The 15,415-nt window shown below is 37.5% G+C and carries 14 protein-coding genes; 6 read left to right on the forward strand and 8 right to left on the reverse strand.

From position 1 onward, the window contains the following. Positions 1 to 130: 130 nt before the first annotated feature. Complete coding sequence (cyoE, locus tag ACFQU5_RS11480) at positions 131 to 1,015, forward strand: heme o synthase (protein ID WP_390287866.1); 885 nt, start codon at positions 131 to 133, stop codon at positions 1,013 to 1,015. A 698-nt stretch (positions 1,016 to 1,713) separates the two neighbouring features. On the opposite strand, the gene ACFQU5_RS11485 is transcribed toward cyoE, so the two are convergent. Continuing rightward, entirely contained in the window at positions 1,714 to 1,968 is a 255-nt protein-coding gene (locus ACFQU5_RS11485) for a hypothetical protein (RefSeq protein WP_390287868.1), read from the reverse strand. A 273-nt stretch (positions 1,969 to 2,241) separates the two neighbouring features. Beyond that, positions 2,242 to 3,624, reverse strand: coding sequence for a dipeptidase (locus tag ACFQU5_RS11490; RefSeq protein WP_390287870.1), 1,383 nt, complete (start codon positions 3,622 to 3,624; stop codon positions 2,242 to 2,244). Between the two features lie 258 nt (positions 3,625 to 3,882). Here ACFQU5_RS11490 and ACFQU5_RS11495 point away from each other — a divergent pair, with 258 nt between their 5' ends. Continuing rightward, complete coding sequence (locus tag ACFQU5_RS11495) at positions 3,883 to 4,428, forward strand: RNA polymerase sigma factor (RefSeq protein WP_390287872.1); 546 nt, start codon at positions 3,883 to 3,885, stop codon at positions 4,426 to 4,428. A gap of 112 nt (positions 4,429 to 4,540) precedes the next feature. Here ACFQU5_RS11495 and ACFQU5_RS11500 read toward each other — a convergent pair whose 3' ends face one another. Continuing rightward, positions 4,541 to 4,999: a MarR family winged helix-turn-helix transcriptional regulator gene (locus tag ACFQU5_RS11500; protein WP_390287874.1), complete on the reverse strand. Its 459-nt coding sequence runs from the start codon at positions 4,997 to 4,999 to the stop codon at positions 4,541 to 4,543. A gap of 75 nt (positions 5,000 to 5,074) precedes the next feature. Further along, positions 5,075 to 5,479, reverse strand: a complete 405-nt coding sequence (spx, locus tag ACFQU5_RS11505) for a transcriptional regulator Spx (RefSeq protein ID WP_390287876.1) — start codon at positions 5,477 to 5,479, stop codon at positions 5,075 to 5,077. Between the two features lie 339 nt (positions 5,480 to 5,818). On the opposite strand from spx, the gene ACFQU5_RS11510 reads away from it, so the two are divergent. Then, complete coding sequence (locus ACFQU5_RS11510; protein ID WP_390287878.1) at positions 5,819 to 6,781, forward strand: nuclease-related domain-containing protein; 963 nt, start codon at positions 5,819 to 5,821, stop codon at positions 6,779 to 6,781. 268 nt (positions 6,782 to 7,049) lie between these two features. Here ACFQU5_RS11510 and ACFQU5_RS11515 read toward each other — a convergent pair whose 3' ends face one another. The 3 genes from ACFQU5_RS11515 to ACFQU5_RS11525 form a co-directional block, all read right to left on the reverse strand. Continuing rightward, on the reverse strand, positions 7,050 to 8,618 hold the full coding sequence (locus ACFQU5_RS11515; RefSeq protein WP_390287880.1) for an ABC-F family ATP-binding cassette domain-containing protein: 1,569 nt from the start codon (positions 8,616 to 8,618) through the stop codon (positions 7,050 to 7,052). A gap of 142 nt (positions 8,619 to 8,760) precedes the next feature. Then, positions 8,761 to 8,949, reverse strand: a complete 189-nt coding sequence (locus tag ACFQU5_RS11520; RefSeq protein ID WP_390287882.1) for an SE1832 family protein — start codon at positions 8,947 to 8,949, stop codon at positions 8,761 to 8,763. 179 nt (positions 8,950 to 9,128) lie between these two features. Then, positions 9,129 to 10,178, reverse strand: coding sequence for a PseG/SpsG family protein (locus ACFQU5_RS11525; protein WP_390287884.1), 1,050 nt, complete (start codon positions 10,176 to 10,178; stop codon positions 9,129 to 9,131). 152 nt (positions 10,179 to 10,330) lie between these two features. Here ACFQU5_RS11525 and ACFQU5_RS11530 point away from each other — a divergent pair, with 152 nt between their 5' ends. The 3 genes from ACFQU5_RS11530 to ACFQU5_RS11540 all read left to right on the forward strand — a co-directional run bounded on the left by ACFQU5_RS11530 (position 10,331) and on the right by ACFQU5_RS11540 (position 13,780). Beyond that, positions 10,331 to 11,137: an NAD-dependent epimerase/dehydratase family protein gene (locus ACFQU5_RS11530; RefSeq protein ID WP_390287886.1), complete on the forward strand. Its 807-nt coding sequence runs from the start codon at positions 10,331 to 10,333 to the stop codon at positions 11,135 to 11,137. A 173-nt stretch (positions 11,138 to 11,310) separates the two neighbouring features. Then, positions 11,311 to 13,149: a cation:proton antiporter gene (locus tag ACFQU5_RS11535; protein ID WP_390287888.1), complete on the forward strand. Its 1,839-nt coding sequence runs from the start codon at positions 11,311 to 11,313 to the stop codon at positions 13,147 to 13,149. An 88-nt stretch (positions 13,150 to 13,237) separates the two neighbouring features. Further along, positions 13,238 to 13,780: an NADPH-dependent FMN reductase gene (locus tag ACFQU5_RS11540; protein ID WP_390287890.1), complete on the forward strand. Its 543-nt coding sequence runs from the start codon at positions 13,238 to 13,240 to the stop codon at positions 13,778 to 13,780. Positions 13,781 to 13,832: 52 nt separating this feature from the next. Here the strand turns inward: ACFQU5_RS11540 and ACFQU5_RS11545 are convergent, their stop codons facing one another. Further along, complete coding sequence (locus ACFQU5_RS11545) at positions 13,833 to 15,239, reverse strand: MATE family efflux transporter (RefSeq protein WP_390287892.1); 1,407 nt, start codon at positions 15,237 to 15,239, stop codon at positions 13,833 to 13,835. Positions 15,240 to 15,415: the final 176 nt, after the last annotated feature.

Raw genomic sequence — 15,415 nt, forward strand, 5'->3', positions numbered from 1 at the left:
TTCACCTTTTTTGTCAATGAATATTCATATTAAAGTAAGCGATGTGATTGTTGAAAGGCATTATTCAGTGGTATGATAGAATATAGTGCTTCTTTGAATAGTTGCCTAATAATGAGGGGAAAGACATACTATGCAAAACTATCTTGATCTCTGGGCCAAGGCGGTTAAGACAGGAATTATTAAATCCAATTTAATTCCTATGATTGCCGCACTTATGCTCGCTTTATATACGTACAAATTAAATTTTATAGACCATATACCACATATCATATTTGCCTTTGTAGGTTCTGCTTTCATTATCGCAGCTTCCGGTATTTTTAATAACTTGTATGACCGCGATATTGATGCAATTATGCAACGTACAAAATCTAGACCTACAGTTACAGGAGAATTGAGTGCTCGTACAGTACTAATTGTCGGTATAATCCTATTAATTGCAGGGCTGGCGATCCTTTCTTTAACAACATGGCTGGCTGCCTTTCTTGGTTTCCTTGGTGTGTTCTTTTATGTTGTCCCTTACACGATGTGGACAAAACGAAGAACGATATGGAATACAGAAGTAGGAAGTATCTCAGGTGCAATGCCTCCGCTAATCGGTTGGGCAACGGTAGCACCAAGCATTTGGTACCCTGCAGCATGGGCATTGTTTATCATCATGGTAATCTGGCAAATGCCGCATTTCTACGCGATCGCCATTCGGAAAAAGGATGACTATGCAGCAGCGAATATTCCCATGTTACCAGTAAAAAAGAGTATGAGAAGAACTTACTTGCAAACGAATATTTATTTAGTCATTATGATGCTGACAAGTTTCTTATTCGTTCCTTTGAGTTGGGGGTTAACACTCGTTTCGCTGATTTTAGGTGGAATATGGTTGTGGCTAAGTATTGTAGGATACCGCCAAATGGATGAGAAAAAGTGGGCAAATAAAATGTTTGCTTACTCATTAATTTATATGATGGCTGTATTTGCAACGGTAATTATCTACTCAAGTGTCGGAATGATTTTTCAATAAAATGAAATGGTGTCCCATCAATATTTGGGGCGCCTTTTCTATTATGTGGATATATACTTCAGTATCGTGGGAATAAACTCTATGAATAAGGAGTGGATAGTGGATTGATTTTTACTAAAGTTCAATTGCATCCAGGCAAGTTTACATGTTGATAAAGTGTAGGTTGAAAATGAGAATGCTAACAATGAGTTGAATGTTAAAGGTGTATAATTATTAAAAGTTAGAATGAGAGAATACTGTTACATATCAGTAAAGAATACAAATGAAACACTTGTTTTTTTGAAAGGCCTTTCAATAAAGCGGTTTCATGGAGTGAGCAGAGAGGAATATTAGTATTTATAAGAAAATTGAAAGGTGTTATACAACAAAATATTTCGAAATTGTGAACAGAAATGTGATAAAAATGTGACATGTAACGATGGTGGATATTCAATTGCTACCTGAGATGATAAGATAAAAACATCATAAAGAGGTCAACCTTTGACAGCCTCTTATGAGAAATCGCTCCTTTAGTAAAAGTGGTAAGTAAAAGCTCATATGAACCTCGTAAAAGCTTGTTCGACAAGATATATAACCTCCCCTATGTTTATATATAAAAAATGCTTTTTAAAGGGTCAGTCCAAAAAGCACCGTGCTTGTAGCACGGTGCTTTTTTCTGTTTTAATTTAAAAAAATAATTAATTTAGGTTTAATTTTTATTAGAATGCGGTAAATGAATAGAAACCAAATAAAAGTGAAACAGTTGCTAAAGCATAATAGAAGATACTATATTTTTTCTTATTTTGATCTTTAGATTCATATTGTCCCATCGCAAAGAAGAGGGGACCCATCAACATATATGCCCATGGCAACAAGTTGGGGCTACCTACAGCGAACGTATAAATGCCGATCAATACAAGTAAAAGCCCCACAACCGGTTGCATAAGAACTACAAGGTTTCTTTTATCTTCCATACATATCACACTCCTGTTCAAAAAAATAGCATACTGCTAGAAATATGCTTATTAATGTATATATTAATTAAATTCTAGAAATATTTAGAAAATTCCTTTTTGTTACAAAAAAGAAATATTCTTAATAAATTATAAGAGAGTTTCATATACAGTTTTCATATAAAATAGCACTGCTCAATTATATTTAGTCAGGTAGTGTCGCATGTTGCAGCTTCTAATTCACAAAAAAAACCTAAAAGTTCTTATAAGAACCTTTAGGTTTGATAAAAATGATTAAAATTCCAAATTTGAAACTTCGTATAAATAATCGCCTAAAACACGTAGGCCTTTATCAAAGTTTTCTAAGTGGAAATGTTCGTTAGGAGCATGGAAGTTCTCGCTGTTTAAGCCGAATCCCATTAATACAACAGGTAATTCAAGTATTTCATCAAACGCAGCAACAATAGGAATTGAACCGCCGCCACGTGTAAAGGCAGTTGGAACGTTATAGATACGCTCATACGAACGACCTGCCGCTTGAATTAATGGGTGATCGAATGGTGTTAAGAAAGGAGCACCTTTATCAAACTCAGATACAGTTACTTCCACACCTTTTGGTTTATGCTTTTCGATATGTGCTTTAAGTAGTCCGACGATTTCATTTGGATCTTGGTCAGGCACTAAACGGCAAGTAATTTTTGCACCGGCTTCAGCGGGAAGTACGGTTTTGATTCCTTCTCCAGAGAACCCACCAAAAACACCGTTAATCTCTAATGTAGGACGAGCCCATGTTTGCTCTAAATAGGAGAAACCTTCTTCACCGAATAAATCATTTACTCCAATTTCCTGTTTCAATGCTTCTTCATCAAAGTTTAGTTCACGATAAGCTTGACGCTCTTCCTCAGATAACGGAAGAACTTTGTCATAGAAGCCTTCCACTTGGATTGTTCCGTGTTCATCACGGAATGAAGCTAAAATGTCAGCTAATGCATGAATGGCGTTTTGTACACCTCCACCATATAGGCCGGAGTGAAGATCACCTTTAGCACCGCGTACATCAATTTGCACGCCAGTAAGTCCGCGTAAAGCGTAACATACAGCAGGTTTTCCAGGAGCGTATAGACCTGTATCAGATATTAAAATTAAATCCGCAGCAAGTTTTGTTTTGTGCTCTTCAACATAGGCAGGCAGGTTAGGGCTACCGATTTCTTCCTCACCTTCGTAAATGAATTTCACGTTTACAGGAAGTGTTCCTTCTGTTGCGAATAATGCTTCAATCATTTTTAAGTGCATATAAACTTGACCTTTGTCGTCAGAAGCACCGCGAGCAAATAATTTATTATCTCGTATTACAGGGTTGAAAGGTTCAGATTCCCATAGATGAAGAGGATCCACTGGTTGTACATCATAATGGCCATAGAATAATATCGTTGGTTTACCTTCTGCGTGCAGCCATTCCCCGTAGACAACCGGGTGACCAGCAGTTTGGTCTACTGTTACGTTTTCGATATTTAGCTGTCTAAGTTTTTCCGCTAACCATTCGGCAGCCGTTTGAATGTCTTGTTTGTGTTCTGAAAGGGAACTGATACTTGGAATACGAAGAAACTCATTTAGTTCCTCTAAGTGTTTTTCACGATGTTCTGTAAAATAAGCATCTAAAATTTGCGATTGACTCAACATAAACCCTCATTTCCAATTTAATTAGATAGTAGAAATAGTATAGCATATTGGTGCCTGGTACTAAAACAATTCGGAATAGTGCGGATGCCAGGCACACAAACAAGTCTAAACTGATTCAGAATAATTAGAACTTTTATTATGTAACTAACACCTTACAGGAATGTAATGTAATTGAAAGCAAATCCGATAGAGTGTAATACGATTTTTTGGGAAAATGTAAAACAGAAGGTAGTTCGATATTGGAGGATATAAAAAATGATTAGTTGTTTAAATGGAATTTATGAGGAATATAATCGATATATATATCACTTATGTTTAAAATTAACTCGCAACACAGCAGAGGCTGAGGATTTGATGCAAGAAGTCTGGGTTAAGGTTGTTCGTAATGAAGAGCAAGTAGAGAAGGTTGACCATGTTAAAGCTTGGCTTACGACCATTACCATGAATACATTCCGCGACCGCTATCGCAAGAATGTAAGAAGAAGCAAATATATGATGAGTCAACCTGAAACATTAGACGTACCGATTCTAGATTTGGTTCCCAGTAATGAAATTTCTACAGAAGAAAAAGTAGAAAAAGAGGTTGTAACGAAAATAGTTCAAGAGAAAATGCAAGAATTGGACGGAATCTATCAAAAAACATTATGGTATTTTTATGTGGATCAATATTCATTAGCCGAGATTTCAACATTAATGAAGGTATCTATTGGAACGGTAAAATCCCGTCTATTCCGTGCAAAAGCTAGATTGAAAGAAATTCTGCTTTCAGATTCATCGTTGCAGGATGTCGTGATGGCATAATGGAAAGACTTTCCTTTTAGGAGAGTCTTTTTTTGCATTAAAAAAAGCAAGGTTGCAAAATGCACCTTGCTCTATTGGAGTGAATATATGAAGCAGTGTAATACTGCATGCATTATTCTTCCTCTATTATTTTATTTAGCCCATTTCCAGTTACAAGACATTTTTCAAAAATTGTATGTAACATTCTGATTTCATCATTTGTGAGCATGCCGAACATTGTGTTAACCATTGCTGAAACTTGTGCCCGGGATTCTTGCAATATTTTTTCGCCTTCGGGTGTAATGGCAATTTGTGAAGCGCGGCGGTCAGCATTACTTTGTGTTTTTTCAATAAAGCCGCCATTGATCAGCTTTGAAGTTAAAACAGTAACACCACCTGTCGTCACTCTTAAGCGTTCAGCAATCGCAGAAGGGCGTTTTGGACCTTCTTTTGCCAGCAAATCTAAGAGTAATATATGAGATTTTGAAAATCCTAAAATATTTTGTTGGTTCCACTCATTTGCCCATTTTCGCTCCAATGAAGAGACGACCTCAAAAAGAGAAGAAAGGGATTCATGTCGTTGGTTATCCATTTTGTTCAGCTCCACTTACCTAATTCATTTCGCAGGTCTTGTACTTTACGAAATTCGCTTTCACCAGCACATTGATTATACTTGTGCAGCGATTTGTTGCATAGCATTTAACTCGTAAGCACGGACTTTGCGTGGAATGAATCGACGAATATCCATTTCGTTGTAGCCAACTTGAATACGTTTCTCATCAAGTAAAATTGGACTACGCAGCATACGTGGATATTGTTGAATAATATTATACAAATCTTGAATTGATAATTGATCAATATCAATATTTAAGTTTTTAAAGTCATTTGAATTTGTTGCAATGATCTCATCTGTACCATCTTCAGTCATTCTCAGAATATTTTTAAATTCTGCTAATGTAAGAGGTTGTGATGTAATGCGTTTTTCAGTAAAGTTAATTTCATTTTCTTTTAACCATTTGATAGCTTTTCGTGAAGAAGAACAGCTAGATTGAGTATATATTGTAACTGTCATAAAATCTCCCCGCTTTCATGTATTTTAAAGTTTCGAAAATTTACTGGTAAGATATTTTTGTTTATATTTATATCTTACTAGTAAGTTAATTGTAAGTCAATAGTGATTTTCATTTTCATAAGTGGGCTTGTTACATTAATTAATAACCGTTTTTCTATAAATATATACGTCTCTGAGAAAAAAAAGTTTCAAATAATTGCATTATTTTAATTGCAAATGCTAATTTGAAATATTTGTTTTGAATTATCTCGAGTGTTGAAAAATCAAATTTCGTATTTTGATAGTCTTTGATGGGGTTAGTAGAATACGAGGAGAGGAGATTGAAAGGGGAGGATGCAATTGTGGAAGAGGGAAGAGCATGAGTCCATTCCATTATTGGAGGCTTTGATAAGAAGACTGCCGATAGAAGAGGCGAGATTTTTTGAAGAAAAGTTGGGACGAGAAAAGTCTGGATTCTATGGGGAACAACGGCTAGATAAGGAGTGGCTGGATTTCAGGATACAATCGAGATACCTGCTGTTGAACGGACTCAAATTTGAAAATGAAGCAGGGTTTACGCACCAGATAGATACGGTATTCATTTGTCCAAATTTTATTTTTGTGTTGGAAGCTAAGAATATCACTGGCCGCATAGATATTGATGATGAAACCAACCAGTGTATACGAACTCGAAGTGATGGAAGTATTGAAGGGTTTACCAATCCGATTGATCAGGTGAGGCGACATGGTGGTTATGTTAGGGGGTATTTACGTGAAATCGGTGTTTCAGTGCCTGTAGTGTGTGGTGTTGTCTTTTGTAATCCACATTCCATTATTGGGAAAGTGAATGCCCGTGATGTGCTGGTATTCCAGGTGAGTGGGCTGAGGTATAAAGTGGAGCGATTATTTGCTCAATTCCCACACCCTGTAATTGACCAGAGTCAGATGAGAATTATTGCAGAAAAATTGATTGCTAGCAGAAAAATGGATGCATGGAAACCTAGATACGATAAGAGTAAGTTGCGTAAAGGAGTTTTATGTAGTCGATATAACTATCGTTATTTAATGCAATACAGGTATGGGAAGTGGGTGTGCACACGGTGTGGAAACGTAGATTGTCAGGCCTTTTATGAAGCATTGCATGATTACCGGTTATTGTGGGGGGAGAGGATTAGTAATAATGAATTTAGGGAGTTTGTTGGGATAAGATCAGAAAAAACAGCTTATCGCTTATTGAGGAAGCTTAATTTGAATAGCGAGGGGAATTTTAAAAATCGGAGGTACCTTGTTCCTGTGGATTTTCTTAAAATGTCCGGTAAATAATAAAAAGTGTCTGGTAAATCGAGAAATGTGTCCGGTAAAAATTAAAAAGTGTCCGGTAAACTTAATAATCTGTCCGGTAAACAAATTCTTTATGCTGCCCTATATCGAAAATTTTTAACAGTCTATCGTATTTTTTTGACCTCGATTTGAAAACTGCCAAACTTAATTTTTCTGCCCAATTTCCAGCTCCCAAAAAAAACAGATTTTCATCAACCGCAAGTAAAAACGGATCGAGCAATAAGCTCAATCCGCTGCAAATCATTCAATCCTATAAATCTGTTTCCCCAGTTGTAAACCAGTCTTGCACGTTCCATACTTTTGTTGCTAGGCCTTCGTAAAATTCTGGTTCGTGGGATACTAAGACAATTGTGCCTTTGAATTCTTTCATAGCGCGCTTTAACTCTGCTTTTGCGTCGACGTCCAAGTGGTTTGTTGGTTCGTCAAAGATTAGCCAGTTTGTTTCATCCATCATCAGTTTGCATAGGCGCACTTTTGCTTGTTCGCCCCCGGACAATGAATTTAACGGACGCGTAATATGATCTGTTTTTAGACCGGCACGTGCTAAAGCGGCACGGACCTGTGCTTGTTCCATTGATGGGAAGGCATTCCACACATCGTCAATCGGTGTAATTTTATCTGCTTTTACCTCTTGTTCAAAATAAGAAGGTTCCAAATAGTCGCCAAGAATGACGCTTCCATCAAGTGGTCTCACTTTTCCGAGCATCGTTTTAAGAAGGGTCGATTTCCCGACACCATTCATACCAACAAGGGCAATTTTTTCTCCACGCTCTATCATAAATGTAAGGGGAGGCAGTAATGGTTTTTCTTTATCGTACCCAATCACAAGATTTTCAGCCTCTACAACATAACGGCTTGGAGTACGCGCTTCTTTAAAGCTGAATTCAGGTTTCACAGCTGTTTCGGGACGATCAATACGTTCTAGGCGGTCCAGCTGTTTTGCACGAGATTTCGCACGGCCTGTTGTAGAGTAGCGTGCTTTATTTTTTGCAATGAAATCCTCTTGCTTTTTAATGAATTCTTGTTGTTTTTCATAAGCATCGATATGCTGGCGTTTGTTAATTTCTGCAAGCTCTAAAAACTTCTCGTAAGTTGCTGTGTAGCGTGTCAGTTTAGAGAACTCAAGCTGGAAGATTACATCCACAGTTTCATTCATAAACTCGGTATCATGGGAAATTAGTAAAAAGGCATGTGGATAGTTTTTTAGATAGTTTTTCAACCAAGTAACATGCTCTTCATCCAAATAGTTCGTCGGTTCATCCAGTAGCAATACTTTTGGTTTTTCCAATAATAGCTTAGCTAATAAAACCTTGGTACGCTGACCACCGGAAAGGGCAGCCACATCTCGCTCCAGACCAATTGCATCCAAACCAAGCCCACGGGCAACCTCTTCTATTTTAATATCTAATGTATAAAAATCCCCAGCATCCAAGGCATCTTGTACTTCTGCCATTTGCTCAAGCAATTCTTCTAATTCCTCGGGTGTTGCGTCACCCATTTTATTTGCAATTTCATTTAACTCTTCTTCTTTTTTATAAAGAGGAAGGAAGGCATCACGTAATGCATCGCGCATTGTGCGGCCTGCACTTAAAACTGTATGTTGGTCCAAGTAGCCGTAATGTGTACCTGGAAGCCACTCTACACGGCCTGTATCATGGATTGTTTGACCAGTAATGATGCCCATTAATGTAGATTTTCCTACGCCGTTTGCACCAACTAATCCTATATGATCGCCTTCAACAAGGCGGAATGAAACATCCTTAAAAAGGGTGCGATCACCAAAGGAATGACCTAAATTTTCAACTGTTAATATTGCCATACCAAATTCCTCCGATAAAAAAATTCTCGCTTAATGTGTGTTACTTAATTCTTTGAGTAAAAACTCGACTAAAAAAGCCTATGTTTATGCCATATGGTTAAAAATAAACCTAACCATCCATATCCGTAAAAAAACTCGCGGGTTACGACAACGCCGCGAGCTGTTTGTTCAGTTCTGCAAGTTGTTTTTCCATGTTGGAAAGGCGCTCTTCTGCTTTTGAAACAGAATCTGCATGACCTGTACTTTCAAGCTTTTCTATATCGCCTTGAAGATTAATATAATCCATTTTTAACTCTGCGATTTGCTGTTGAAGCTCCGATTTAGTAGCCATAATTGTCGCTCCTTATTGTATAAGTACTAAAAACTTATGAACATTGTATCATAGAAAGTTGCTTCTTTTCATTAATAATAAAAATCCAGCCTTAACAAAAAATCCATCAGATAACTTCTATACAAAAAAACACTTTAAACGAATATATACTCGTCCAAAGTGCTTTCATCATAACAGCTTTACAATGACACCATATTGTGGCGTTCATAGGCAAAATCTAAAAGAAGGGACTTAATCACATCGTTGTTATCTTGGATTTCAAGCTCAAATTGTTTCCGTACTGCCCGTTCGCGTCTTGCTTCATGTAATAGCATTTCCATCACGGCATTTTGAATATTGGATTGTTTCATTTTGCGACCTAAGCCGAGATGAATAAATCCGTTATGCTCTCTAGGGAATGCATTATTTAGTTCGCGTTCATTTTGTGCAGCTGTAATGCAAGGAATACCAACTGTAGCCACTTTATATGGGGTATAGTTTGCATTGCAAATGATAATATCGGCTTCAGGCAAAAGTTTTTCTAAGGCATGGTCATCCTTTAAAATCTTGGTATTACGTCGGCTAAGAACCATCATCTGCAAATCCTCGACAGAGTGCTTATACTCGCGATCAATGGCAACCGTCACGCGTAAAGGAATTTGTAATTGTGTTAAATGACGCAAAGTACGATAGGTTAGATTATTTTCATCGCCATCTTCATAGGCAACAACAATGTGCGGCGGGCTGGATAGTTCATTTGAAACTCGTTCATTCGCAATTGTTTTAAGAGATTCCCTTACAGCGAAGGCGAAGCTTCCCGATAATATATTTTGTGCAGTATTCTCCCTGACTTCCTCGAAAAGAGCAACAATATTGCAATCTGCTAGAATGGATCCTTCACCAAAATCATCAAAATGAACAATGGTTTTACAAAATGGTCTTAGCTGTTCAATTTGTTCAACTAGTGTATCTTTACCATCCTGAATGATTAAATCGGGCTCAAGATTACGAATTTGTGTTTTCAGCTCAGTATAGTTATCAAATAGAATAGGAGAAAGTTGTTCGTCAGTGAAAATCTCGATAGCTTCTTGTCCATCCTGTTTTAAAAAAATATAGACACTCTCTTCCTCTTTTAAAAGTTTTGCTACGATTGCTACACGTTCAAGTGGATAAAATCCTTTGATTGCACTATGCTCAACGATAAAGGCGATTTTCTTATTTAATGAAGGTACACTTAGTTCATTCTGCATATAATCCCATCCTTTCCCAACTATTAATTAAATTATGGTGAAAAATTAGAAAGTATGTGTGAAAATTAACAATAGAGTTATTGCAAAGAGGTAACATAGATTTTCAAGTTTATGCGCTAACATAGAGAAAGATGATAGGAAGTGAAAGAAAAATGGAAATGCGCTCAGCTATTGTCGTTGGGGGGACGGGTTTAGTAGGCTCGAAACTAGTAAAATTACTATGTGATAGTGAAGAATATGTTTCTGTCACTGTCATTGCTCGAAGAAAACTAGCATTCGAGCATCCTAAACTAAATGTGAAAATCCGATCTTTTAATCAAATAGAAGAAACTGATATTGAGGTTGCTCATGAAATATTTTGCTGTTTAGGTACGACAATCAAAAAAGCAGGTTCTCGTGAGGAATTTGAAAAAGTAGATGTGGAATATCCGCTGCAAATAGCTTCACTAGCCAAAAAGTGTGGCATCATGCATTTCATTATCATTTCGGCAATGGGGGCAAACGAGAAGTCGGGAGTATACTACAACCGAGTGAAAGGGAAACTCGAAAAAGAGTTGATTGCTTTACAGCTGCCGCAAGTTTCCATTGTAAGGCCGTCCTTATTAGTAGGAGACCGCAATGAGTTTCGGCTTGGCGAGAAGGTGGGGGAATGGGTGTTAAATGTTTTAAACCCTTTACTTATTGGCCCAATGAAAAAATACCGTTCGATTAAAGCCACTCAGCTCGCATTAGCTATGAAGGTAATTGCATTATCCGGAAAAAAATCACCAGTGACAATCTATGATTCGGCAGAGCTTTCAAGCTTGAAGATGCCTAGAGCTAAAGAAGCAGATTTGGTTTCTCGGGAACAACTTTTTAATTGGGATAAATATAAAGAAGAGCTAACTCCAATAGACGAAGAAGTGGTATTTAACCGTGATAAGATCCAGGAGTTGCAAGTGAAAAATGAAACTAAATAATAAAATCGTTATGATGGATTGAAAGAACGTCCTCCGCAAATACTAATGGTGCGGGAGGACTTTTTTTATTTCCATAAGAGTTTCCTAATCAAAAGTCACAATAGAATTCTCCCATTTTAGGCATGTTAAATACTGCTTATGTGATTACTAATTCGTTTTAAAGGGGAAGTACAATGCTTGATTCACTACTATTTCAAATCGTTGCCATTGTTGTACTTGGAATGTTGTCACAATGGCTGGCTTGGCGGTTTAGACTTCCGGCTATTGTGGTGATGTCACTTGTCGGATTAATAGTGGGACCATTTCTGGGATTGTTTAATCCTAAAGAAAGCTTTGGGGATATTTTTAATCCAATTATCTCACTGGCAGTAGCAATTATTTTATTTGAAGGTAGCTTAGGTTTAGACATTCGGGAAATGAAAGATTCCAGACGTGCGATTTTCAAAATATCCACAATCGGTTCCTTAATTGCATGGATTACTGGATCCTTTGCAGCATATTTTTTAGCTGGCATTTCATTAGATGTCGCGTTTATCATGGGTGGTATATTCATCGTAACTGGCCCTACCGTGATTATGCCGTTGTTAAGACAAGCAAAATTAAAAGAAAGACCTGCAACTATTCTAAAGTGGGAAGGCATTGTGGTAGACCCATTTGGTGCTCTTGTTGCCTTATTTGCTTTGCAAATTGTGTTATGGACAAATGATACGATTACCGGCAACTCACTATTACTGTTCTTTGGTGCTTCCATTCTTTCTGCCATTCTTGGAGCAGGGGCAGGATTTGTACTCGGAAGACTATTGGAACATGGCTATATTCCTGAATTTTTAAAATCACCCATTGTTTTAGTAAGTGTACTTCTGGTATTTGTGTTAACCGATACGATTATGCATGAGACGGGATTGCTCGCTGTTACGGCAATGGGAATCATAATGGCGAATATGCATCTAACTTGCTTGAGGGACTTACTGCATTTTAAAGAAAATATATCGGTTCTTATGATTTCGGGTTTATTCATCATGCTGACTGCTTCTTTGTCCGTTGATACGTTAATGGACATTTTGAGTTGGGATATGTTGCTATTTGTATTAGCTATGCTATTTATCGTACGCCCCGTGTCGATTTGGCTTTCAACAATCGGGGTAGATTTAACAAAGCAGGAACGAATTCTGATCGGTTGGATTGCTCCGAGAGGGATTGTTGCACTTACGGTTTCCGGTTTTTTTGCAAGTGTTTTAAAAGAAGAGGGCTTTAAAGATGCAGATATAATTACGGCCTTAACTCTCGCTCTAGTGTTTGCAACGGTATTGGCACATGGCTTTTCAATTAGTTGGCTTGCAAAAAAGTTGAATCTTCGAGCAACTGATGAAGCGGGCGTAATGATTGTCGGTGCAGGGCCATTTAGTGCAGTGTTGGGAGAGGCTCTACAAAGCTTTAATAAGCCAGTGTTAATCATAGACCGCTCATGGGGTTCCTTAAGCCAAGCCCGGCAGCTGAGCTTAAGAACCGAAGTGGGAGATATTCTAAGTGAAAATACGGAATACCTTGTGGATTTAACTCCATATGAAATCTTGATAGCAGCAACGGAAGATGATGCATATAATGCATTGATTTGCCAACACTTCGTACCTGAATTGGGGCGTGAGCATATTTTTCAAACACCTAGCCATACGGGAGATCCAAGTGGCTATAGTAAATCAATTGGTGGTAAGAGACTGTTTGACGAGGAATATGATATCCACGTTTTAGATCGTTTGATTGAAGAAGGGTATCTCATTCGAAAAACGCAACTAACGGATCAATATACGCTAGGTGACTTTATAAAAGATAATGATCATAAGACAGTCCCCTTATTCGCAGTGGATAGTGAAAATAATTTAGTCTTTTTAGCAAACGCCAAAAAGCGTTCCTTTGATGTTGGCACAACAATCGTGAGCCTATCCTCACCAACTCGAATGATGGAGAAGGCAATGGAAAAGGCGACAATTATCGAAAATCCGCCAAAAGACTGAATTTTAATTAATCTAAACCGGTTCCCTATCCCACTTCATCCGCATCTGTTAAAATAACGGGTGGAAATAAAAAGGTGGAGGATACAAAATGAAAATACTACTCGTTGATGGCACTGTATTTGGAAAGAAAACAGGTGCGATTTTGCGACAAATTGAACAATATATTAAAGAATATAATGGGGATTTAGAGCTTGAAACCTTATATTTCGCTGATTTAAAGCATCAAATTTTAGACGGAAGTCCGCTTAACGAAGATATGCAGAAAATGATTCAGAAATTTGAAGAAGCGGACGGATATATTATTTCAACACCCATTTATCAAGCATCGATTCCTGGTGTGCTGAAAAATGCTTTTGATATGATTGATCCGAAGGCTATGCGATATAAGCCAGTTTCTATGGTAGCCAATGGCGGTACATATCAACATCATTTGGTTGTAGAAAATCAGCTAAGACCGATCTTAGATTACTTCCGTTGTTTAGTAACACCGAACTATGTCTATACACATTCATCTCACTTCGATGAAAACGATATGATTATAGACGAAGCAATCCAAGAGCGACTACGCGAATTAGCCTATGTATTCGTACAATATTGTAAATTAAGTGAAACGTTGCCGAGTAAAAACTAAAAAAAATGGATCTCGCATTAGTAGGAGATCCATTTTTATTTTTATTTTGCTCTTAGGGAAGTACAGGTGTTTCTTTAAGCTCAATTTCAATTTCTTCCTCAGGTGAAGATGGAGAAACAAGAGCATGGTGCTCCCATTTACGACTTTTCCATCTAAATAGCATGATAATTGCTCGAGTCCATTCATCTGCTGCAATTGCAAGCCAAACTCCAACCAAGCCCAAATCGAAAACGAAAACCAATAAATAACCTAATGGTACACTCATACAAACCATTGACAAGAACCCGATTATTACTGGGAATCTTGCATCCCCGGAAGCCCGCAACGAGTTAATGATCGTGATGTTAACCGTGCGTCCAGTTTCTAATAGCAGACTTAATAGCAGCACTGAAGCACCAAATTTAATAACCTCTGGATTGTCTGTAAATAGACTCATTAAAGGGGCACGGAATATTGTTACAAGAGCTGCAACGACAGTGGTAAAAATAAGTGCTGCTTTCACACTGAACCACAGCTGTTTATAAGCAGCATCTTTTTCTCCTGAACCGACCAAACGACCGGTAATAATTGAAGTCCCCATTCCGATGGCAATAGCAAACAAATACGTAAACATGGAGATGTTATTTGCATATTGTCTTGCGGCTAATGCTTCTGCACCAAGATATGTCACATAATATAAGAAGATAATTTGACATAGCTGGTACAAAATTTGCTCTAGGGCACTGGGTATTCCAATAGATAAGATTTTTTTCACATATTCTTTTGAAAAGGTGATGTAGTACTCGAATTTTATTTTTATTTCTAAAGCTTGATAGAGCAGCCATAAGAACACGAATACCGCAAGTAAACGGCTGACTACAGAAGAAATCGCGGCACCTTGCACACCAAGCTCTGGTGCACCAAAATTACCGAAAATCAAAACATAGTTCGCAGCTACGTGGAATACGTTCATTCCTAGAGAAACATACATTGTTTGCTTCGTCCACCCATGCACGCGGATGATTGCTGCTAGTGAATTAATGATTGCCTGAAGGAAGATTCCTCCACCTACAATAATTAAATAGCTCTGTGCATGCTCAAGCACTGCACCTTGTAAATTCATCATCTTCATTAATTGATTTGATGACAAAATAAAAACGACCGACATGACAAGTCCGACGCATAGGTTTAAAGTAACCGCTAATGCTGAAATTTTAGCTGCTTCAAAATATCGACGTGATCCAAGATACTGGGAGACAACAATCGCAGCACCATTTCCGACTACTTCTAATATTAAGATTGCTATATGTATATATTGATTGGCTGTACCTACACCTGAAACCGCATCATCTGAAACGGCACTTAACATAAAGGTATCGGCTAGCCCCATTAACATAAATAAGAAAACTTCTAAAAAAATTGGCCAAGTTAAATGGAATAAGCTGAGTTTTTCAGCAGGCTTTTTAAGGGTTTCACTCATTCATTTTCCTCTTTCTTTTGAGATTTCTGCTTAGAAAAACTTCATCTCGATTAGAATTGGCCGAAATGTATTTTTCTAACATCGAGCAATATCTTATCACAAAAGTGGTAAAATAAATATAAATTTATTATTTAATTTATGTAAACGTTTTATAGTAGGAAAAATGTATCTTTTTT

Source organism: Ureibacillus sp. GCM10028918, from assembly GCF_042666115.1.
Taxonomy (GTDB): domain Bacteria; phylum Bacillota; class Bacilli; order Bacillales_A; family Planococcaceae; genus Ureibacillus.